The organism is Pseudomonas sp. RSB 5.4 (genome assembly GCF_037126175.1).
In the GTDB taxonomy this organism is placed as follows: Bacteria; Pseudomonadota; Gammaproteobacteria; order Pseudomonadales; family Pseudomonadaceae; genus Aquipseudomonas; species Aquipseudomonas fluorescens_H.
Window position 1 is genome coordinate 4895062 of the sequence record NZ_CP146986.1, and the last position, 19933, is coordinate 4914994.

The following is a 19933-nucleotide window of genomic DNA, read 5'->3' on the forward strand; positions in this document are numbered from 1 at the left end:
TGACGTCTGGAACCCAAATCAAGGAGTGTGCGCTATGAGTCTGTTGAGCTTTGTGAAAGAGGCCGGTGAAAAGCTGATCGACCTGCTGACCCCGGGCAATGCCAATGCGAGTGAGCAGTTGAAGGAACATATCAGCAAGGTCGGGTTGGGCAATCCGAAAGTTCAGGCAACCGTGGACGGCGACAAGGTGACGGTCACCGGTGAAGTCGCCAGTCAGGAGGAGAAGGAAAAGATCTTGCTGGCGGTGGGTAATATCGAAGGCGTCGGGAGTGTCGATGACCAGATCACCGTGACCGGGCCGGTGGTGGCCGCCGCGCGTTTTGTAGTGGTGAAAAAGGGCGACACCCTCAGCGCGATTTCCCTGGCGGTGTATGGCAACGCCAACCAGTACAACAAGATTTTCGAAGCCAACAAACCGATGCTCAAGGATGTGAATAAAATCTATCCAGGCCAGACCCTGCGTATCCCTGAGTAACTCACAACCCCTGTAGGAGCTGCCGAAGGCTGCGATCTTTTGATCTTGTTTTTTAAACAATCAAAGTCAAAAGATCGCAGCCTTCGGCAGCTCCTACAGGAAATCAGAGTCCCCGGATCAAGTCGCGGTAGTCTTCAACCGCCGCAAACTCGGCGGTGTCCTTCGGCCCCTTGCGGCTGTCCGGCTGTTTCACCGCCAACAAATGCGTCACACCAAATTCCCGTGCACTACGCAGAATCGGCAACGTATCGTCGATGAACAGACTGCGCGCCGGATCAAAAGCGATATCCGCCTGCAACGCATCCCAGAACTGCGGGTTCTCCTTGGGGAAACCGTAATCGTGGGAGCTGATCAGCCGTTCGAAATACGGCGCCAGTTCGATCCGTTCCAGTTTCAGCGACAGCGAGTCCCGGTGGGCGTTGGTGATCATGATCACCCGCTTGCCGGCCTGTTTTAGCGCGTGCAGAAAGGTATCGGCATCCGGGCGCAGCGCGATCAGGTGTGCGGTTTCCAGTTTCAGTTCACGCACCGAGAGCTTGAGTTCGGCACTCCAGAAATCCAGGCAGTACCACTGCAGTTGCCCGGCATGGCGCTCGAACAGCGGCTGCAGTTCCATGTCGGCCATGGCCCGGCTCACACCGTGCAATTCGGCGTAGCGTTGCGGCAGGTGTTCCAGCCAGAAATGGTTGTCGAAGTGCAGATCCAGCAGCGTACCGTCCATGTCCAGCAGGACGGTATCGATGTCAGACCACGGTAAAGAAGGCATGGCAACGTCTCGAGCGGTAGAAAGATATCCGACACAAACAATCGGGAAAGCCGCGTTATAGTAGCGCGTTCACGCCAAGGAGCTTTGCATGCGCCAGAAACCCACTGTACTCGCCCGCGAGATCGTCGCCACCAGTCGCCTGTTCTGCGTCGAAGAACTGAAGCTGCGTTTTTCCAATGGCGTGGAACGCACTTACGAGCGTCTGGTCGGCAAAGGCGCGGGCTATGGCGCGGTGATGATTGTGGCAATGCTCGATAGCGAACACGCGGTGCTGGTCGAGGAATACTGCGGCGGCACTGACGAGTACGAACTGTCCCTGCCCAAAGGCCTGATCGAGCCGGGCGAGGATGTGCTGGCAGCCGCTGAGCGCGAGCTCAAGGAAGAGGCCGGTTACGGCGCGCGCCAGCTGGAACATCTGACCGAGTTGTCACTGTCGCCCGGTTACATGAGCCAGAAGATTCAGGTGGTGCTGGCCACCGACCTTTACGAGGAGCGTCTGGAGGGCGACGAACCCGAGCCGATGCGTGTCGACAAGGTCAACCTGAGTGAACTGGCGGCGCTGGCGCAGAACCCGCAATTTACCGAAGGCCGTGCCTTGGCGGCGTTGTATCTGGCGCGTGATCTGCTGACGCAGCGCGGGTTTTTTCAGTCATGAGTGAGATGTCGATGAGTTTTCCCCATCCATTGATGGCGCCAGTGGTTGAGCTGGCATTGCAGGCCGGCGAGGCGATCCTGCCGTTCTGGCGCGCTGATGTGGCGGTCACCGCCAAGTCCGATGACTCACCGGTGACGGCGGCGGACATCGCTGCGCACCATGTGATCGTTGCTGGGCTGACCGCGCTGGACTCCAGTATTCCGATTCTGTCCGAAGAAGATGCCGACATCCCGCAGAGCGTGCGTGCCGGGTGGCAGCGCTGGTGGTTGGTGGATCCACTGGATGGCACGAAAGAGTTCATCAGTGGCAGTGAAGAATTCACCGTCAACATCGCGCTGATCGAAAACGGTCGGGTGGTGTTTGGCGTGGTGTCGATGCCAACCAATGGGCGTTTCTATGTCGGCGGTGCGGGTCTCGGCGCGTGGCGTGGGGATAAAGGTGGCTCGCCGGTGGCGATTCAGGTGCGTGACGTACTCGCCGCTGGTGAAACGTTCACCGTGGTGGCGAGCCGCCGGCATTCCAGTCCGGAGCAGGAGCGCCTGCTCGCTGGTTTGAGCGCCAGCCTTGGCGAGCTGCAACTGACGAATATCGGCAGTTCGTTGAAATTCTGTCTGTTGGCCGAAGGGGCAGCGGATTGCTATCCGCGACTGGCGCCGACTTCGCAGTGGGATACCGCGGCAGCACAGGGCGTGCTCGAAGGTGCGGGCGGTGAGGTGGTGGATCTGCAGGGCGAAGCGTTCTGTTATCCGGCGCGGGAATCGCTGCTCAATGAATTCTTTCTGGCGCTGCCGGCAAAGGCGGCTTGGCGGTCCAGATTGCTGGAACTGGCTCGGGGGTAAGTGGGTGGATTCTCGATTCCCCTCACCCCAGCCCTCTCCCGGAGGGAGAGGGGGCCGATTGGGGGATGCTGGTGAGGTTCACCGACTTGAGCCAGTTCTACTGAATCCATAATCGCTGCCGATCTTTCAGGTCGATGCCTGACGCAAGACGCCTCGGTCAGTCCCTTCTCCCTTCGGGAGAGGGTTAGGGTGAGGGGCTGTTGACGTTCAGCGGTGCAAAACGTACTGCCCGCTGAACGTCACCGCATCCTCTTCACTCCCGGCGTTGACGATCCGCGTATTGAGCGTCAATCGCGCGCGTCCATAACGCTGATACATCGCCAGAAATTTCTTCCAGACCGCCGCTTCCGGTGGCGGACAAATCGCCGTGGCATCACCGGTCACGGGCAGCGGATAGTTGATCTGCCCTTCCTGAATCACGATGTGCCCGTCTTCGATGCCTTGTTCCTTCAGGCGCAGATGCAGCCAGCCCCAACCCGCCAGCACCGCGCCGCAGTAGAGACTGCCGCCGAACATGGTGCTCTTGTGATTGACGTTCGGCTCCAGCGGCAAGTGCAGGCTTAACTGCTGCTCGTGCCAGGCGAGAACCTTGAGGCCCATTTCCCGGGTCAGGGGAATGTCGTGATGCAGCACCGATTCCAGATAGCGACTGTCGCGACTCATTCGGCTTCGTCTCCATGGGCGCTACTGTCGGCAAAATTCAAGCCGTGCTTGCGCAGTTTGTCGTGCAGGGTCTTGCGCGGAATGCCCAGGGCTTCGGCGAGGCTGCGTACCGAACTGTGCGAGCGCGCCAGCTCGGCGGCAATCAACGATTTTTCGAAGTTTTCCACTTGCTCGCTGAGCCCGCCACTGATGACTTCCACCGTGCTGCCGCCGCCTTCGCTTCCAATGTTATCCAGCGCCAGTTCCAGACCGAGGGCGAAACGCTCGGCTGCGTTCTGCAGTTCGCGCACGTTGCCCGGCCAGGTGTGGCGCAGCAGCAAGGCGCGTTGCGCCGGTTGCAGTGCATGAGGCGGCAAGCCATGGCGGGCGCTGGCTTCATCGGCGTAATGCTGGAACAGCACCAGCGCGTCCTCGCCGCGTTCGCGCAGCGGCGGAATGCGTAGGGGGGCGACGTTCAGTCGGTAGTACAAGTCGGCGCGAAAACGCCCTTGATCGGCGGCCTGACGCAGGTCTTCCTTGGTCGCGGCGATGACCCGGATGTCCAGCGGGATCAACTGATTGCCACCCAGACGTTCGACCACGCGCTCTTGCAGCATGCGCAGCAATTTCACCTGCACGTCCATGCTCATGCTTTCGATTTCATCGAGGAACAGCGTGCCGCCGTTGGCGAATTCGAATTTACCGATGCGGCGTTTCTGCGCGCCGGTGAACGCGCCCGGCTCATGCCCGAACAGTTCGCTTTCGACCACCGATTCGGCCAGTGCCCCGGCGTTGATCGCCACGAATGGGCCATTGCGCCGGCTCGACAAGTCGTGCAGCGCACGGGCCACGACTTCTTTACCAGCGCCGGTTTCACCGAGAATCAGCACGTCAGCCTTGGTCGCGGCCAGCGCGCCAATCTGCTCGCGCAAACGCAGCATCGGCGCCGAGTGGCCGACCAGTCGCGCGCTCAGTTCGTTGCGATCGCTCAGGGCCAGGCGCAGGCTGCGGTTGTCCAGTACCAGCCGGCGCAGGGCCAGGGCACGGCGCACGCTGTCGAGCAGCGCATCACTGGCGAACGGTTTCTCCAGAAAGTCATAGGCGCCGGCACGCATCGCCTGCACCGCCAGCGGCACATCGCCGTGGCCGGTGATCAGCAGCACCGGCAGCTCCGGGTCCTGCGCGTGCAGTTCGCTCAACAGCTCCAGGCCGTCCATGCCCGGCATGCGGATGTCGCTGACCACCACGCCGGGCCAGTCACGCTCCAGTTGCCCGGCCAGACCTTTGGCTTCGGACAGCGGGAGGATTTTCAGCCCGGCCAGGTCCAGGGTCTGGCCGAGGGCCTGACGCAGGTGCGGATCGTCGTCGATCAACACCACCTGAATGCGATTGTCGATGGTCATGCACTTCGATCCTCGGACGGTTGCAGGCTGACCCCGGGCGCGCCGGCGCGCAGCCGCAGGGTGATCAAGGCGCCACCTTGCTTGTGGTTGGCGAACGACAGTTCGCCACCGAAGGCGCGCATCAGGGTTTCACAGATGGCCAGCCCCAGGCCAAGGCCCTGGGTGCGGGTCTTGGTGGTGTAGAAGGGCTCGCTGGCGCGACCGAGGGCTTCCATGCAGAACCCCGGGCCGTTGTCGCGAATGTACAGGTTGACGCCCTCGGCGGTGGATTCGGCACTCAGCCACAGTTTGCGCGGCGGGCCTTTTTCGGTCAGCGCATCGAGCGCGTTGGCCAACAAGTTGCCGAGCACCTGACGCAGCCGGGTTTCCCCGGCCTCGACCCACAGGGTGGCGGCCGGCAGGTCGCGGATCAGCTCGACTTCCATGCTGCGGCGCCGTTTGGCCAGCAACGCCAGCGCATCGTCCAGCGCCGGTTGCAGGGCCACGCTTTCCGGGGCATGGCGATCGCGGCGGGCAAAGGCCCGCAGGTGGGCGATGATCGAGGCCATGCGCCCGGTGAGTTCGCTGATCAGTTTGAGGTTGCCGCGAGCATCGTCGGTGCGCTGATGATCGAGCAGCACTTCGGCGTTTTCGGCGTAGCTGCGAATCGCCGCCAGCGGCTGATTGAGTTCATGGCTGATGCTCGCCGACATGGTTCCGAGCGCCGATAGTTTTCCGGCCTGGACCAGATCGTCCTGGGCGCGCACCAGTTCCTGCTGGGCCTGTTCGCGCTCCAGCACTTCCTGCTTGAGACGGCGGTTGAGGCCTTCGAGATCGCTGGTCCGTTCAGCCACCCGGCCTTCCAGTTCACGACGGGCCTTGGCTTCGAAAGCGATGCGCTCCAGGTAATGCCGACGGCGTTGCATCATCAGCCCCAGCAACAGCATCACCACCAACAGTGTGGCGCCACCGATCGCCACCACGGTGCGTACCGGACGGTCGATCAGCGTACGCGGGGCGAGGATACTGACGCTCCAGCCGGTTTCAGCGATGTTCACGGTTTGCGTCAGCCAGGCATTGGGGCTGAGGTTCAGCGGGCGCGGCTCACGCGTCGGATAGGGCTGGATGGCGGTGATCGCCAAACGCTCGGGCTCGCTCAGGGGGCGGGTCGAGCGGAAGCGCCATTCCGGACGCGAGGTGAGAATCACCACGCCGTTATGGTCGGTCACCAGCAGTTGTTCCGGGGTTTTGCCCCACAGGCTTTCGGTGTGGTCGAGGTCAACCTTGATCACCAGCACCCCGATGATTTTCTCTCCGTTGCGCACTGCCGCCGCGAAGAAATAACCGCGCTTGGCCGAGGTGGTACCGAGGCCGAAGAAACGTCCGAGGCGTCCGGCCATGGCCTCGCTGAAATACGGACGGAAAGCGAAATTGCGCCCGACGAAACTGTCGTGCTTGTCCCAGTTCGACGCTGCCAGGGTCTGGCCGCTGGTGTCCATCAGGTACATGACTTCGGCGCCGGTCTGCGCCGCGATGTTTTTCAGCAGGCGGTTGGCATTGCCCTGGGTGACGCCGTCGTCCGGTGCGCCGAGTACGGCGCGCAGGGCCGGCAGGTCGCCGAGGATCTGCGGCAGCACTTCATAGCGGTGCAGGGTACCGAGCAGGTTGGCAACGTAGAGGTCGAGGGTCTGGCGGTTTTGCCCGGCCAGTTCACTGCGGTAATAGCGCTCGGCCAGATGTTCCAGCGGCCATAGAAGCGGCGCCAGACACAGCGCCAGCAGGGCGAGGCTGCGCCAGCGAGGTCTGCGGGGAAGGGTAGGTTTCATGAGCCGGATGCGCCTGTGGTGACAGGCGCATTATGCCTAGGCTTGCCGGGCAAGACACTCATGCAGCGCAGTTTGCCAGTCAGGCTGACTGACACCCCATTCCCGCTGCAAGCGGCTGCAATCCAGACGCGAATTCAATGGCCGGGCGGCAGGCGTCGGATAGTCGCTCGAGGGAATCGGCAGCAGCGTTGCGCAAGGCTTCCCTTGTTCACGCAGCGCGTTGGCGATGGCCTGGGCAAAGCCGAACCAGGACGTTTCACCTTGCGCGGTCAAGTGGTAGGTACCCCAGGCACCCGCTTGCCCGTCTTGCCAGCGCTTGATCAGCGCGAGGGTACTGCGGGCGATGCTGCCGGCCCAGGTCGGCGCACCGATCTGGTCAGCGACAACCCGCAACTCGGGTTTTTCCTGAAGCAGACGCTGCATGGTCAACAGAAAATTGCGGCCATGGGTCGAATAAACCCAACTGGTGCGCAGGATCAAATGCTGCGCACGAGCGTCAGCGACCGCTTGCTCGCCGGCCAGCTTGCTCATGCCGTAGACCCCGAGCGGATTGGTCGCGTCGGATTCGACATAAGGCTCGTGCTTGCTGCCGTCGAATACGTAGTCAGTGGAGTAATGAATCAGCGGAACGCCCAGCAGGGCGGCCTCTTCGGCCAGGATGCCGGGGCCGGTCGCGTTGATGGCGAACGCCAGCGCAGGCTCGCTTTGTGCCTGATCAACCGCCGTGTATGCCGCTGCATTGATGATCAGGTCGGGCGCGACGTGCCTGACTTGCTGGCGAATTTGATTCGGCTGCGTCAGATCCAGCTTGGCTCGTCCCATGACGATCAGTTCGCCCGGGGCGGTAAAGCGCTCCTGTAGTTCACGCGCAAGCTGACCCTGTTCACCGCAGAGCAGTATTTTCAGCCCTCTGCTCATGGAAACAGGTCCGCCTCACGCAAGCTCTTGCCGCATTGATCCTTCTTTGAAAGTTGAGGTGGCTCTTTGAGCTGCCAATTGATCGCCAACTGGTCATCATCCCAACGAATACAGCGTTCGGCGCTTGGAACATAGTAATCAGTGGTCTTGTACAAGAACTCGGCGTAGTCGCTCAGAACCACAAACCCGTGAGCGAAGCCTTCCGGAATCCACAATTGACGATTGTTATGCGCCGACAAACGAACGCTGGTCCAGTGTCCGAAGTAGGGCGAGCTGCGACGGATATCCACCGCGACATCAAGCACCTCTCCAGCGGTAACGCGTACGAGTTTGCCTTGAGTATGCTCCAGCTGATAGTGCAAACCACGCAATACGCCTTTGAGCGAGCGAGAGTGGTTATCCTGCACGAATGTCGTTACCAGCCCCGTGGCCTGCTCGAATTCCCTGGCGTTGTAGCTCTCGTAGAAAAATCCGCGTTCGTCACCATAGACTTTCGGTTCGATTATCAAAACATCAGGCAGGCTGGTGGGGTATACGTTCATTGATTTTCCCCGGCGATTTTGTACAGGTATTGTCCATAGCCTGTCTTGCCGAAGTATTTGGCTCGCTCAAGCAGGTAATCGCGGCTGATCCAGCCATTCTGGTAAGCGATTTCTTCCAGACAGGCGACTTTCAGACCTTGGCGGTGTTCGATGGTTTGTACGTACTGCGAGGCTTCGAGCAAGCTGTCATGAGTCCCCGTGTCGAGCCAGGCAAATCCGCGACCAAAACGCTCGACCTGCAAGTCGCCGCGTTGCAGATAGGCATTGTTGACGTCGGTGATCTCCAGCTCGCCGCGAGGAGAGGGCTTGACCGCCTTGGCGATTTCCACCACGTCGTTGTCATAGAAATAAAGGCCGGTAACGGCGTAGCTGGATTTGGGTTTGGTCGGCTTTTCTTCAATGGACAATGCTCGGCCATCGCTGTCGAAGTCGATGACGCCAAAACGCTCCGGGTCCTTGACCCAGTAGCCGAACACGGTTGCACCGGTTTGCTGTTCTGCCGCTTTCTTCAACTGTTCGCCAAAGTACTGGCCATGGAAAATGTTGTCTCCCAGGATCAGGCAGACAGGATTGTCCCCGATGAACTCCTCGCCTATCAGAAAAGCCTGTGCCAAGCCGTCCGGCGAGGGCTGCTCGGCGTAGCTGAAGTTCACCCCGAACTGACTTCCGTCGCCCAGCAGATTGCGGTACTGAGGTAGATCTTGCGGGGTCGAGATCAGCAGAATGTCCTTGATACCGGCCAACATGAGCACCGAGATCGGGTAGTAGATCATCGGTTTGTCGTAAACCGGCAGCAGTTGTTTGGATACACCCAGCGTAATTGGGTGCAGGCGCGTACCTGAACCACCTGCCAAAACTATTCCTTTCATACGCCCAGCTCCTTGATTTCTGTTGAACCCAACCGTTCGCCCTGATAGCTGCCATCCTGTACGCGGCGACACCATTCAAGATTTTCAAGATACCACTGGACGGTCTTGCGCAGGCCTGTTTCGAAAGTCTCTTCTGGAACCCAGCCAAGTTCACGCTCGATTTTTCCGGCATCGATCGCATAACGCAGATCGTGGCCTGGGCGATCCTGGACGAACGTGATCAGATCGGCAAATTTCGCGACACCTTCAGGTTTTTGCGGAGCCAGCTCTTCAAGCAACGCACAGATGCTGCTTACTACATCGATATTCTTCTGCTCGTTATGCCCGCCGATGTTGTAAGTCTCTCCGACTACGCCTTCGGTCACGACTTTAAGAAGCGCGCGGGCGTGGTCGTCGACGAACAGCCAGTCACGCACTTGCAGACCATCGCCATAAACGGGCAACGGCTTGCCGGCCAGTGCATTGAGGATCACCAGGGGAATCAGCTTTTCCGGAAAGTGAAACGGTCCGTAATTATTCGAGCAGTTGGTCAGCAATACCGGCATCCCATAAGTGCGTTGCCATGCACGAACCAAATGATCGGAAGCGGCTTTGCTCGCGGAATAAGGCGAGCTCGGGGCATACGGGGTGGTTTCGGTGAACAGGTCGTTTACGCCATGCAGGTCGCCGTAAACTTCGTCGGTGGAAATGTGATGGAAGCGAAAAGCGCTCTTCTGCGGCTCCGGCAGTTTATGCCAGTAGGCGCGTGCGGCTTCCAGCAAGCTATAGGTGCCGACGATATTGGTCTGAATGAAATCCGACGGACCGTCAATGGAGCGATCGACATGGGACTCGGCTGCGAGGTGCATGATCGCTTGGGGCCGGAAGCGCTCCAGTACCGCACTGACGGCAGCCTGGTCGACGATGTCCGCACGAACGAATTCGTAACGACTGTTATCGGCAATACTGGCGAGCGACTCAAGATTGCCCGCATAGGTCAATTTGTCGAGGTTCAGCACTTCATGTTCAGTGCTTCGGATCAGGTGGCGAACCAGGGCGGAGCCAATGAAACCGGCGCCGCCGGTGATGAGAATACGCATGTAGGTTTGCCTTTTTCCGTAAGACGATAAAACGAATGAAGCATAGCTTGTCGGCAGGTGGTAGGCAGTGCAAGAGGGTTATCGTCGGTATTTCGGTTTCAGGGCTTATTTATTGGAGGCATTGGACGCTGGACCGCTCTGGCGAATCGGCTTTTATTTCCTCGGCAGTACTGCGCGGCGGGGGTTGATTATCCCTCGGGGCAATGGCGATATAGGCGCCTAATAAAATTTCAGGGGTCGTCCCATGCCGCTTGCCACGTTGATCCATCGCGCCAGTCTGCCCAGCCCGCAGGTCTCCGAGGCGCAGGCCCGGCAGTGGTTGGCCGAGCATTACGGTCTCAGCGGCACGCTACAGGCGCTGGGCAGTCAGCAGGACCTGAATTATCGGGTCGACAGTGAGCGTGGGCGCTTTGTCCTGAAAATCTGCCGCGGCGACTATGCACTTGTGGAGTTGCAGGCTCAGCATGCAGGCCTCAAGTACCTTGCCGAGCACTCGTCGGTGCACGTGCCCAGAGTGATCCCGGCCAGTAATGGTGAGGATCTGCTGTCGCTGGAAACCGACGGCGAGCCGGTACACGTGCGGTTGCTGGACTACATCGAGGGTCAGTCGCTGACTCATCTTGAGCATTTGGGCCATGACGTGGTGGCTGGATTCGGTCAGTTGTGTGGCGAGATGGATCTGGCACTGGCCGGCTTCGATCACCCGGGCCTTCAGCGCACGCTGCAATGGGACGCGCGCCACGCCAGTGCGCTGATCAGCCACCTGCTGCCGGTGATTCGGGATGAGCGCCAGCGTGGCTTGATCGCGCAAGCCGCCGAACAGGCTGAGCTGCGCTTGCAGCCGTTGCAGGACAAGCTGCCGGTGCAGGCGATCCACATGGACATCACCGACGATAACGCTGTCTGGCAACGCGATGCCAAGCGTCATTGGCAATTGCAGGGCGTGATCGACTTCGGTGATCTGGTGCGCACCTGGCGTATCACCGATCTGTCGGTGACATGCGCGGCGCTGCTGCACCATGCCGGCGGTGATCCGTTTGTGATTCTGCCGGCGGTGCAGGCCTATCACGCGGTCAATCCGCTGCAACATGAAGAGCTATTGGCGTTGTGGCCGTTGATCGTGGCGCGGGCGGCGGTGCTGGTGCTCAGTGGCGAGCAGCAGGTCAGCATCGATCCGGGCAACACTTACAGCCGTGACAACCTTGGTCACGAATGGGAAATTTTCCATGTGGCCACTTCTGTACCCCTGGCGCTGATGGAAGCGGCGATCCTCACGTCAGTCGGCCAGCCTCTGCCGACGGTCGGCAGCGAGGGTTTTGCGCCACTGTTGCCAGAGCTGGTCGGGCGCGAATTTGCGCTGATCGATCTTGGCGTCCTCAGTCCGCATTTCGAGGCGGGCAACTGGGAGCAGCAGGGTATCGATCAACGACTGCTCACTGAAGCCGCGGCCGCGCATGGACTGGCAGCGAGTCGTTACGGGCAATATCGCTTGTCGCAGACGCGGCCCGACAGTGCAGTCGAACCGGAGACGTTTCCACTGCACGTTGAATTGCGCGTGCCGCAGGGTTCGACGGTGGAAGCGCCGTTTGCCGGCGTGCTGCATCACGCGGCGGACGGTGTGCTGCAACTCGACGGCCCACAGCTCAGCGTGCGCCTGTGGGGTGTGAACGCTTCGTTGCACAGCGGCGCGGCGCTGGTCAAAGGTCAGGTGCTGGGTGCGGTCAATGGTCCGCTGCTTGTGCAGTTGAGTCGCATCGCCTCGCTGGATGCGCCGCTGTTCTGCAGCCCTTCGCGCGCTGCCGCGTGGCAGGCCTTGTGTCCTTCGCCAGCCACTCTGCTCGGGCTGGCCTGCGATGCCGAACCGGAGCTGGACGGCAAAACCTTGCTCGAACGGCGCGACGCCAGTTTCGCCCGCACGCAAAAACACTATTACGTCGACCCGCCGCGCATCGAGCGCGGCTGGCGCAATCACCTGATCGACATGCAGGGCCGCTCCTACCTCGACATGCTCAACAACGTCGCGGTGCTCGGCCATGGTCATCCGCGCATGGCGCAGGTGGCAGCTCGGCAGTGGTCGCTGCTCAACACCAACTCGCGCTTCAACTATGCGGCGGTGGCGGAGTTCTCCGAACGCTTGCTGAAGCTGGCGCCGGAAGGCATGGACCGGGTGTTTCTGGTCAACAGTGGCAGCGAGGCCAACGACCTGGCGATCCGTCTGGCGTGGGCCTACAGCGGCGGGCGCGACATGCTCAGCGTGCTCGAGGCCTATCACGGCTGGACGGTCGGCGCCGATGCGGTATCGACATCCATCGCCGACAACCCGCGTGCGCTGGAAAGCCGTCCGGACTGGGTGCACCCGGTGACCGCGCCGAATATTTATCGTGGCCAATTCCGTGGCCTGGATTCTGCGCCGGACTATGTGCGCAGCGTCGAGGTGCAACTGGCGCATATCGCCGCGCAGAAGCGCCAACTGGCCGGTTTCATCTGCGAACCGGTGTACGGCAATGCCGGCGGGATTTCCCTGCCGCCCGGTTATCTGAAGCAGGTCTATGCGCTGGTACGGGCCCAGGGCGGGGTGTGCATCGCCGACGAAGTGCAGGTCGGTTACGGGCGCATGGGCCACTTTTTCTGGGGCTTTGAAGAGCAGGGCGTGGTGCCGGACATCATCACCATGGCCAAGGGCATGGGCAACGGCCAGCCGCTCGGCGCGGTGATCACTCGCCGGGAAATTGCCGAAGCGTTGGAAGCCGAAGGCTATTTCTTCTCGTCGGCCGGTGGCAGCCCGGTGAGCTGTCAGATCGGCATGACAGTCCTGGATGTCATGGAAGAAGAAAAGCTCTGGGAAAATGCCCAGGTGGTCGGCGGTCACTTCAAGGCGCGGCTGGAAGCGCTGATCGATAAACACCCGCTGGTGGGGGCGGTGCATGGCTCCGGCTTCTATCTGGGGGTGGAACTGATCCGCAACCGCGAGACGCTGGAGCCGGCCACCGAGGAGACCACGTTGTTGTGCGATCGCCTGCGCGAGCTGGGGATCTTCATGCAACCGACCGGGGATGACCTGAATATTCTCAAGATCAAACCGCCGATGGTCACCTCGCGGCGCAGCGTGGACTTCTTTGTCGACATGCTGGATCGGGTGCTTGAGGAAGGCCTGTAACTGGCACCGAGCTTTTGTAGGAGTGAGCCTGCTCGCGATGGCGGTGTGGCAGTCGCCCTTGTCGTTTGACTTGCCGCCATCGCGAGCAGGCTCACTCCTACAGGGATTGGCGTTAATTCGATTTGTATCGGTATTTATCTGAGTTTTTTAGACGTGCTGCATTTTTAAGCATTTTAAATACGATATTTATCGGTTATAAAGTCGCCATTGCTTTGCAACCCTTCGACGGTTCCCAGGAGTCCTGATCCGATGACCACTTTGAAAAGTACCCCGCGTGACGATGGCTTCTACATGCCGGCCGAGTGGGCGGCGCAGACCCAGACCTGGATGATCTGGCCCGAGCGCCCGGACAACTGGCGCCTGGGTGGCAAACCGGCGCAGGCCGCGCATGTTGCAGTGGCCAAGGCCATCGCCCGATTCGAACCGGTGACCGTTGCCGTGTCGGCCGGTCAGTATGAAAACGCCCGTGCGCGCCTCGACGTGCCGAATATCCGTGTGGTCGAGATGTCCAGCGATGATGCCTGGGTACGTGATACCGGCCCGACGTTCGTCATCAACAACAGCGGCGAAGTGCGCGGTGTGAACTGGGACTTCAACGCCTGGGGCGGCTTTGAAGGCGGTCTGTATTCGCCGTGGAATCGTGATTCTCAGGTCGGCGGCAAGATCCTCGAAATCGAGCGCAGCCCGCGTTATCGCACCGAAGGTTTTGTGCTGGAAGGCGGCTCGATTCACGTCGACGGCGAAGGCACGCTGATCACCACCGAAGAGTGCCTGCTCAACCACAATCGCAACCCGCACCTGAGCCGCGAAGAGATCGAAGCGGTGCTTCGCGACAATCTGTCTGTGGATAAGATCATCTGGCTGCCGGATGGCCTGTTCAACGACGAAACCGACGGCCATGTGGATAACTTCTGCTGCTATGTGCGCCCGGGCGAAGTGCTGCTGGCGTGGACCGACGATCCGCAGGATCCGAACTACCCGCGCTGCCAGGCCGCAATGTACGTGCTGCAAAGCAGCACCGACGCCAAGGGCCGCCCGTTCACGGTGCACAAGATGCCGATCCCGGGGCCGCTGTATGCCACCGAAGAAGAGTGCGCGGGCGTCGATCCGGTCGACGGTACCCAGGAGCGCAATCCTTCTGTGCGTCTGGCCGGTTCCTACGTGAACTTCCTGATCGTCAACGGCGGCATCATCGCGCCGAGCTTCGACGATCCGATGGATGCCCCTGCACGAGAAATCCTGCAGAAGCTGTTCCCGCAGCACGAAGTGGTGATGGTGCCGGGTCGTGAACTGTTACTGGGCGGTGGCAATATTCACTGCCTTACCCAACAGCAGCCAGCGCCGCACAAAGAGTGAGTTGAGACGTAACAGCTTGAGTTGATTAATAAATCAGCCAGGCAACAATTAGCTCGCTGTGCATGCAAAGAAGCCCGCGGCCTTACTGGACCGCGGGCTTCTTTGTATCCGCTTGTCGACAAATCGGAAACCTTGGCATAGCTCTTGTATCGGACAAAGCGCACTAGGGAGAGGGGGGACTTCAATAGTTCTGTCATAAACCTTGGATAACTTGGCCGCTCACGAACGGGGAGAGAGCGCTGAAATGAACGCCGAAGTGAACGTAGTCAGCGAGCGGAATTTGCATCCCATGGTCGTAAACGGCGAATCGCTCCAGATTGTCGCGCACTTTTTGAAATCCAATGGAACGCGTCAGATCAGGGAACCTGATCCGCGCCGGATGATGATCGAGCGCTATCCCGCTGGCCTGTTCAGCGAGGCCGAACTGGAAGCGTTATGGGCTGTGATGCAAGGATAAGAAAAACAACAAGGATTGGTAAAAGCGCTGCCGGGATGGCGGCGCTTTTTTATGCACGACACAAAAGCCACTGCGAACATTGGACCTGTGGGAGGGGGCTTGCTCCCGAATGCGGTAAGTCAGTGACGATGATGTTGCCTGGCCCGACGCCTTCGGGAGCAAGCCCCCTCCCACAGGATTTGTGTGAAATCAGAAGCTGTAGGTACCGGTCATCACCACGCTGCGCGGTGCGCCAGGCTGGATCTGATATTGGCTGGTGGCCGAGGCGTAATACTCGCGGTCAGTGATGTTGTTCAGCGCTGCGCGCAAATCCCAGTCCTTGAAGCGGTAACCGACCAGTGCATCCCAGCGGCCATACCCCGGCAGCACGGTGGTGTTGGCGTTGTCGGCATAACGCTGGCCGACCAGGGTCAGGCCGGTTTCGCCGTACCAGCCCATTTCCGGTTTCCAGGTCAGGAACAGGCTGCCGTTGTGTTTGGCCACGTTGTTGACGCGCTTGCCTTCCAGGCCGTTGTTGTCCTTCTCGATGGTGGTGTCCTGCACGCCGACGCCGCCGCGCATGTACCAGTTGCCGACCAGTTTGCCGGTGGCGGTCAGCTCGACACCGCGGGAGCGCTGAAGACCGGTCATGACGGTCAGGGTCGGATCGTTCGGATCGCTGGTGCGGCGGTTGTAGAGTTCCAGGTCGTAGACCGCCAGGGTGGTGCTCAGGCGATCATCCAGCCAGTCGCTTTTCACCCCGATTTCTTTCTGTTTGGTCAGCTCCGGACTCAAGTCGTTGCTATTGCCGGCTGCGCCCGGGGTGATGCCGATCAGGCCGCCGCCGACGGGCGAGAAGGTCTTCGACCACGAGGCGTAGAACGAATGATTCTGCAGCGGCGTCCAGACAATCCCGAAACGCGGACTGGTGCTGTGGCTGTCGCGGTCTTCGGTGATGTTCTTGAGTTTGTTGGTCGACTCGATATCGAACGTGTCGTAGCGCAAGCCGGCCAGCAGTTGCCATTGATCGTTCAGGCGCAATTGGTCCTGTACGTAGACCGCGCGGCTTTCGACTTCGGTGTGGCTGTCGCTGAACGTTTGCATGCTGCCGGTGTGGCGCAGCTCGCGGTTGGGGTTGAACAGGTCGAGCGACGGCACCGGTTGTGCGCCCGGGGTCTTGCCGGTCGCGGCGTTGTACAACTTCGGGTCGCGGCGCTGGCTGCCGATCTCGACGCCGGTCAACAGGCGATGCTCGAGGCCAAAGGTATCGAAACCACCTTCCAGTTCGAGGTTGTTGTAGACGTTGCGGGTGGTCAGATCCTGCTGCCAGTGCTGGCGCGCGACCTTGTTGGTTTTCGGGTCGAAGCCGGTCAGGTAGGTGTTGTCGAAATCGCTGTCGAGCTTGAACACGCCGAGGGTCTGGCGCAGTTGCCAGGCGTCGTTGATCTCGTAGGTGAATTTCGAGCGCAGGGACTGCGCCTTGTCGTCGATAAAATCGTGATCGTTGCCGTAGGTGGTGTCGCGACCAACGTCTGCCGGGCGGCCATTTACCCCCGGAATGCCGCGATCCGGGGTGCGGTTGTAGCGGCTGTATTCGTATTGCACCAGCCAGTTGAGGTCCGGGGTCAACTGCCAGCTCATCGATGGCGCGAACAGCTGGCGGTTGCCGCTGACGCCGTCGCGGAAGCTGTTTTCATCCATGTTGCCCATGTTCAGGCGCAGGCTGAGGTTTTCGCTGGGGTCGGTGCTGAGGTCGGCGTACAGGCTGCGCAGGTCTTCGCTGCCGCCCTGCGCTTCGATGGTCGAGCGACGGCCGAATTCGGGCAGCTTGCTCACGCGGTTGACGATCCCGCCCTGGCTGCCACGGCCGTAAAGTACCGCCGCCGGGCCTTTGAGCACTTCGACCCGTTCGATGTTGTGCAGGTCGCGCTTGTACTGGCTGTCGTCGCGGATGCCGTCCAGATAGAAGTCGTTGCTGGCGTCGAAGCCGCGGATGCGCAGGCTGTCGAAGCGGGTGTCGGCGCTGCTGCTGACGTTGGGGATGCCGCTCAGGGCGTCGCCGATGTCGTTGGTGCCGTAGTCGGCGACGTTCGCGGTCTTGATCGAGTCGATGGCTTGCGGCACATAACGCACCGGGGTCGAGGTGCGGGTCGCAGTGCTGCTGATTTTGACGCGCGGGTCCTCGGCCTGTTCTTCGGCGCTGATCGCGGTGGCGGGCAGTTCGGTGGCGGAGTAAGCAAAACCGCTGGTTAGAAAGGCAGACAATCCAAGGGTGACAGGCGTGAGGCGGAACGGGGCAGGCATGGAAAAGCGCATCCGAAAGGGTAGGGAAATTCAAACGCGCAAATGATAATGCTTTGCATTTGCTCCCGTAATTTATTCCTGAGAGGTTCCCCTGATGGATTGTTTCAATTTGTGTCGATCTCGATACACGCCCACCCTTTGAACAATTTGACCGATTACCGAAACAGTCTGAAAGGCATTCCGACGTTTTTCGCCAACACACGAGGGAATAGTCTGCCGGCATCGAATTTTCCTGATTGGTTGACTCTCATGATCCTTCACTACATATGCGATCCATTGTGCGGCTGGTGCTACGGCGCCAAACCGCTGGTGCAAGCGGCGCAGCAAGTGCTGCCGGTCATTGCCCATGCGGGCGGAATGATGAGCGGCGCGAGCCGTCAGCGCGTTTCGCCGCAACTGCGCGATTACGTCATGCCCCATGACCGGCGCATTGCCGAATACACCGGGCAACCTTTTGGTGAGGCGTATTTCGAAGGTCTGCTGCGTGATCAATCGGCGGTTTTCGATTCGACGCCGCCGATCGCAGCGGTGATGGCGGCAGAGTCCATCGACGGCCGTGGTCTGCAACTGCTCGGACGTTTGCAAACGGCGCATTACGTTGAGGGACGGCGGATTGCCGATGAATCCATACTTTTCGAAATCGCCAGTGAGTTGGGCTACGCCGAGGACACCTTTGCGGCTGCGTTTAAATCCGTTGATACGACAGCGCATGTAAAAGCCAGCCGCGCGCTGTTGGCGCAACTGGGCGGCCAGGGATTTCCAACGTTGGCACTGGAGCAGGACGGACAATTCACCTTGCTCGACATCAGCCCATGGCTTGGCAAACCGCAGGCTTTCGCCGAGTGGTTGGGGCAAGCGGTGGTCGCTGTTGAGCCAGGGCAATCCCCCGCGCAATGCGGTCTCGACGGCTGCGTGTAATCGCGCTGGATTCACTGGTTAAGCGCATTTCCGAGCAATGCGCTATCGCAAAATTTACGATTCTTAGACGATTTTTACCTATTTAAAGACGATTCTTGAAATTGACACATTATTGAGGGCGCGGCTACGATTCGGCCCAACGCCTGTGGCCAACCGCCATGACTCAAAATAATAAAAGGGCCCGACACGGTTTTGCCGTGGGCGGGTCTTTTTGTTTCGGGGTGAAAAAAGAGTGCATTAGCGCCGTTTCAGCCGTTCGACACAGCGCGTTTCAACCCGTAATAAGGAAAACAAAATGTTGAACAAGCGTATCAGCCTGATCGCACTGGGGATGTTGAGTGCCACACAGGCCATGGCTGACGGCCAGGCCGAGTCCAAGGGTTTTGTAGAAGACAGCAGCCTCAAAGTGTTGCTGCGCAATGCCTACATCAATCGTGATTACAAAGATGGCAACCCGGATAAAGCCGAGTGGGGCCAGGCGGCCATCGGTACGTTCTCTTCCGGTTTCACCCAAGGCACCGTTGGTGTGGGTGTCGATGCTTTCGGTCTGTACGCACTGCGTCTGGATGGCGGCAAAGGCCGTAGCGGCGCCGGTGGTATCGACTTCTTCAAACAGGGTGACAGCGGCAACGCGGCTGACGACCTGTCCAAGGGTGGCGCTGCGGTCAAATTCCGCGTGTCCAACACCGTGCTGACTTACGGTGACCAGATGCCGGCTCTGCCGGTGCTGAACTACGACAACTCGCGTCTGCTGCCGGAAAGCTACACCGGTACGATGATCACTTCCAAAGAGATCAAAGGCCTGCAACTGGACGCCGGTCGCTTCACTGCCGAATCGCGCAAAAGCGCTGAAGGCCGTGACAGCGGTGGTCTGAAGTCGATCAACGTATTGGGCGGCAGCTACCAGTTCACCGAACAGTTCAAGGCAGCGCTGTACGCTTCCGACGTTGAAGACGTGCTGAAGAAGCAATACGTGAACGCCAACTACGTGTTGCCGTTCAACAAGGATCAGTCCCTGACCCTGGACTTCAACGGCTATCGCACCAAGCTGGACAGCTCTTACGTGCGTGAGAACACTGTTCCGGGCAAGAGCATTGTGACCGGTCAGGACAACAAGATCTGGAGCCTGGCAGCGACGTTCGCCACTGGCCCGCACTCGTTCACCGTGGCGCACCAGCGCTCCACCGGCGACAGCAACCTGGGCTACGCCTACGGCGGCTATCAGAAAGACCAGCAGCGCATTGGCGACGGTGGCAACACCATCTATCTGGCCAACTCCTACTGGTCGGACTTCAACGCCGAAGACGAGCGCAGCTGGCAGTTGGGCTACGGCCTGGACTTCGGCGCGTTCGGCGTACCGGGTCTGAGCTACAACTTCGCGTACGTGCGTGGCGACAACATCACCACTTCCACCAGCACTGGTGGCACCGAGCGCGAAATCTTCAACCAGTTCAAATACGTCGTGCAATCCGGCCCGGCCAAAGACCTAAGTGTGAAACTGCGTAGCTCGATCCTGCGCGTATCGCAGAAATCCAGCGAATACAATGTGGGCGGCAACGAGCTGCGTGTATTCGTGGATTACCCGATCAACATCTTCTGATGCGCGATCCGGTGTAAGAAACATGAGAAAACCCCGACTGACCTCGGGGTTTTTTTTCGGGGTCTTTTCTGCAAAAACCTTAAAAAACCCGTGTTTTTGTCATGTAAAAGTTGTTTTAAAGCGTCTTCAAGTACCGTTTCAAACAGGGCTTTAAATGCCTGAAATTCTT

At 59.9% G+C, this 19933-nt stretch carries 17 protein-coding genes; 8 read left to right on the forward strand and 9 right to left on the reverse strand.

Annotated features, from left to right (window positions below; all coding sequences use genetic code 11):
- The first annotated feature begins 34 nt into the window (after positions 1 to 34).
- Positions 35 to 475 (forward strand): peptidoglycan-binding protein LysM, encoded by a 441-nt coding sequence (gene lysM, locus V9L13_RS22130; protein ID WP_338800543.1) that lies wholly within the window; start codon positions 35 to 37, stop codon positions 473 to 475.
- A gap of 103 nt (positions 476 to 578) precedes the next feature.
- On the opposite strand, the gene yrfG is transcribed toward lysM, so the two are convergent.
- Complete coding sequence (gene yrfG, locus V9L13_RS22135; protein ID WP_201136052.1) at positions 579 to 1241, reverse strand: GMP/IMP nucleotidase; 663 nt, start codon at positions 1239 to 1241, stop codon at positions 579 to 581.
- A gap of 88 nt (positions 1242 to 1329) precedes the next feature.
- On the opposite strand from yrfG, the gene nudE reads away from it, so the two are divergent.
- Entirely contained in the window at positions 1330 to 1896 is a 567-nt protein-coding gene (nudE, locus tag V9L13_RS22140; protein ID WP_003220680.1) for an ADP compounds hydrolase NudE, read from the forward strand.
- Between the two features lie 5 nt (positions 1897 to 1901).
- Positions 1902 to 2735 carry a 3'(2'),5'-bisphosphate nucleotidase CysQ gene (gene cysQ, locus V9L13_RS22145; RefSeq protein WP_201137059.1) on the forward strand — a complete coding sequence of 278 codons (834 nt, stop codon included), beginning with the start codon at positions 1902 to 1904 and terminating at the stop codon, positions 2733 to 2735.
- Positions 2736 to 2942: 207 nt separating this feature from the next.
- On the opposite strand, the gene V9L13_RS22150 is transcribed toward cysQ, so the two are convergent.
- Genes V9L13_RS22150 through rfbB form a run of 7 tightly spaced genes read right to left on the reverse strand, consistent with a single transcriptional unit; the run spans position 2943 to position 9993 of the window.
- On the reverse strand, positions 2943 to 3398 hold the full coding sequence (locus V9L13_RS22150; protein ID WP_338800544.1) for a YiiD C-terminal domain-containing protein: 456 nt from the start codon (positions 3396 to 3398) through the stop codon (positions 2943 to 2945).
- Positions 3395 to 4780 carry a sigma-54 dependent transcriptional regulator gene (locus tag V9L13_RS22155; RefSeq protein WP_338800545.1) on the reverse strand — a complete coding sequence of 462 codons (1386 nt, stop codon included), beginning with the start codon at positions 4778 to 4780 and terminating at the stop codon, positions 3395 to 3397. The genes V9L13_RS22150 and V9L13_RS22155 overlap by 4 nt, the downstream gene beginning before the upstream one ends.
- The gene (locus tag V9L13_RS22160; protein WP_103485296.1) at positions 4777 to 6585 is read right to left on the reverse strand and encodes an ATP-binding protein; all 1809 of its coding nucleotides are present in this window, start codon (positions 6583 to 6585) and stop codon (positions 4777 to 4779) included. Before V9L13_RS22160 ends, V9L13_RS22155 begins: the two co-directional genes overlap by 4 nt.
- Before the next feature lie 36 nt (positions 6586 to 6621).
- Complete coding sequence (rfbD, locus tag V9L13_RS22165; RefSeq protein WP_338800546.1) at positions 6622 to 7503, reverse strand: dTDP-4-dehydrorhamnose reductase; 882 nt, start codon at positions 7501 to 7503, stop codon at positions 6622 to 6624.
- Positions 7500 to 8045, reverse strand: coding sequence for a dTDP-4-dehydrorhamnose 3,5-epimerase (rfbC, locus tag V9L13_RS22170; protein ID WP_338800547.1), 546 nt, complete (start codon positions 8043 to 8045; stop codon positions 7500 to 7502). Before rfbC ends, rfbD begins: the two co-directional genes overlap by 4 nt.
- Positions 8042 to 8914: a glucose-1-phosphate thymidylyltransferase RfbA gene (gene rfbA / locus V9L13_RS22175; RefSeq protein WP_338800548.1), complete on the reverse strand. Its 873-nt coding sequence runs from the start codon at positions 8912 to 8914 to the stop codon at positions 8042 to 8044. The genes rfbC and rfbA overlap by 4 nt, the downstream gene beginning before the upstream one ends.
- A complete protein-coding gene (rfbB, locus tag V9L13_RS22180) occupies positions 8911 to 9993 on the reverse strand; it encodes a dTDP-glucose 4,6-dehydratase (RefSeq protein WP_338800549.1) in 1083 nt (360 codons plus the stop codon). Before rfbB ends, rfbA begins: the two co-directional genes overlap by 4 nt.
- Before the next feature lie 244 nt (positions 9994 to 10237).
- Here rfbB and V9L13_RS22185 point away from each other — a divergent pair, with 244 nt between their 5' ends.
- The 3 genes from V9L13_RS22185 to V9L13_RS22195 all read left to right on the forward strand — a co-directional run bounded on the left by V9L13_RS22185 (position 10238) and on the right by V9L13_RS22195 (position 14963).
- Positions 10238 to 13150, forward strand: a complete 2913-nt coding sequence (locus V9L13_RS22185; protein ID WP_338800550.1) for an aminotransferase — start codon at positions 10238 to 10240, stop codon at positions 13148 to 13150.
- A 249-nt stretch (positions 13151 to 13399) separates the two neighbouring features.
- Positions 13400 to 14506, forward strand: a complete 1107-nt coding sequence (aguA, locus tag V9L13_RS22190) for an agmatine deiminase (protein WP_338800551.1) — start codon at positions 13400 to 13402, stop codon at positions 14504 to 14506.
- A 244-nt stretch (positions 14507 to 14750) separates the two neighbouring features.
- Positions 14751 to 14963, forward strand: a complete 213-nt coding sequence (locus V9L13_RS22195; protein WP_003220694.1) for a hypothetical protein — start codon at positions 14751 to 14753, stop codon at positions 14961 to 14963.
- Positions 14964 to 15152: 189 nt separating this feature from the next.
- Here V9L13_RS22195 and V9L13_RS22200 read toward each other — a convergent pair whose 3' ends face one another.
- Complete coding sequence (locus tag V9L13_RS22200; protein ID WP_338800552.1) at positions 15153 to 17246, reverse strand: TonB-dependent siderophore receptor; 2094 nt, start codon at positions 17244 to 17246, stop codon at positions 15153 to 15155.
- A gap of 249 nt (positions 17247 to 17495) precedes the next feature.
- On the opposite strand from V9L13_RS22200, the gene V9L13_RS22205 reads away from it, so the two are divergent.
- Both V9L13_RS22205 and V9L13_RS22210 read left to right on the forward strand, forming a co-directional pair.
- Positions 17496 to 18164, forward strand: a complete 669-nt coding sequence (locus V9L13_RS22205; RefSeq protein ID WP_338800553.1) for a DsbA family protein — start codon at positions 17496 to 17498, stop codon at positions 18162 to 18164.
- 295 nt (positions 18165 to 18459) lie between these two features.
- Positions 18460 to 19764 carry an OprD family porin gene (locus V9L13_RS22210; RefSeq protein ID WP_338800554.1) on the forward strand — a complete coding sequence of 435 codons (1305 nt, stop codon included), beginning with the start codon at positions 18460 to 18462 and terminating at the stop codon, positions 19762 to 19764.
- Positions 19765 to 19933: the final 169 nt, after the last annotated feature.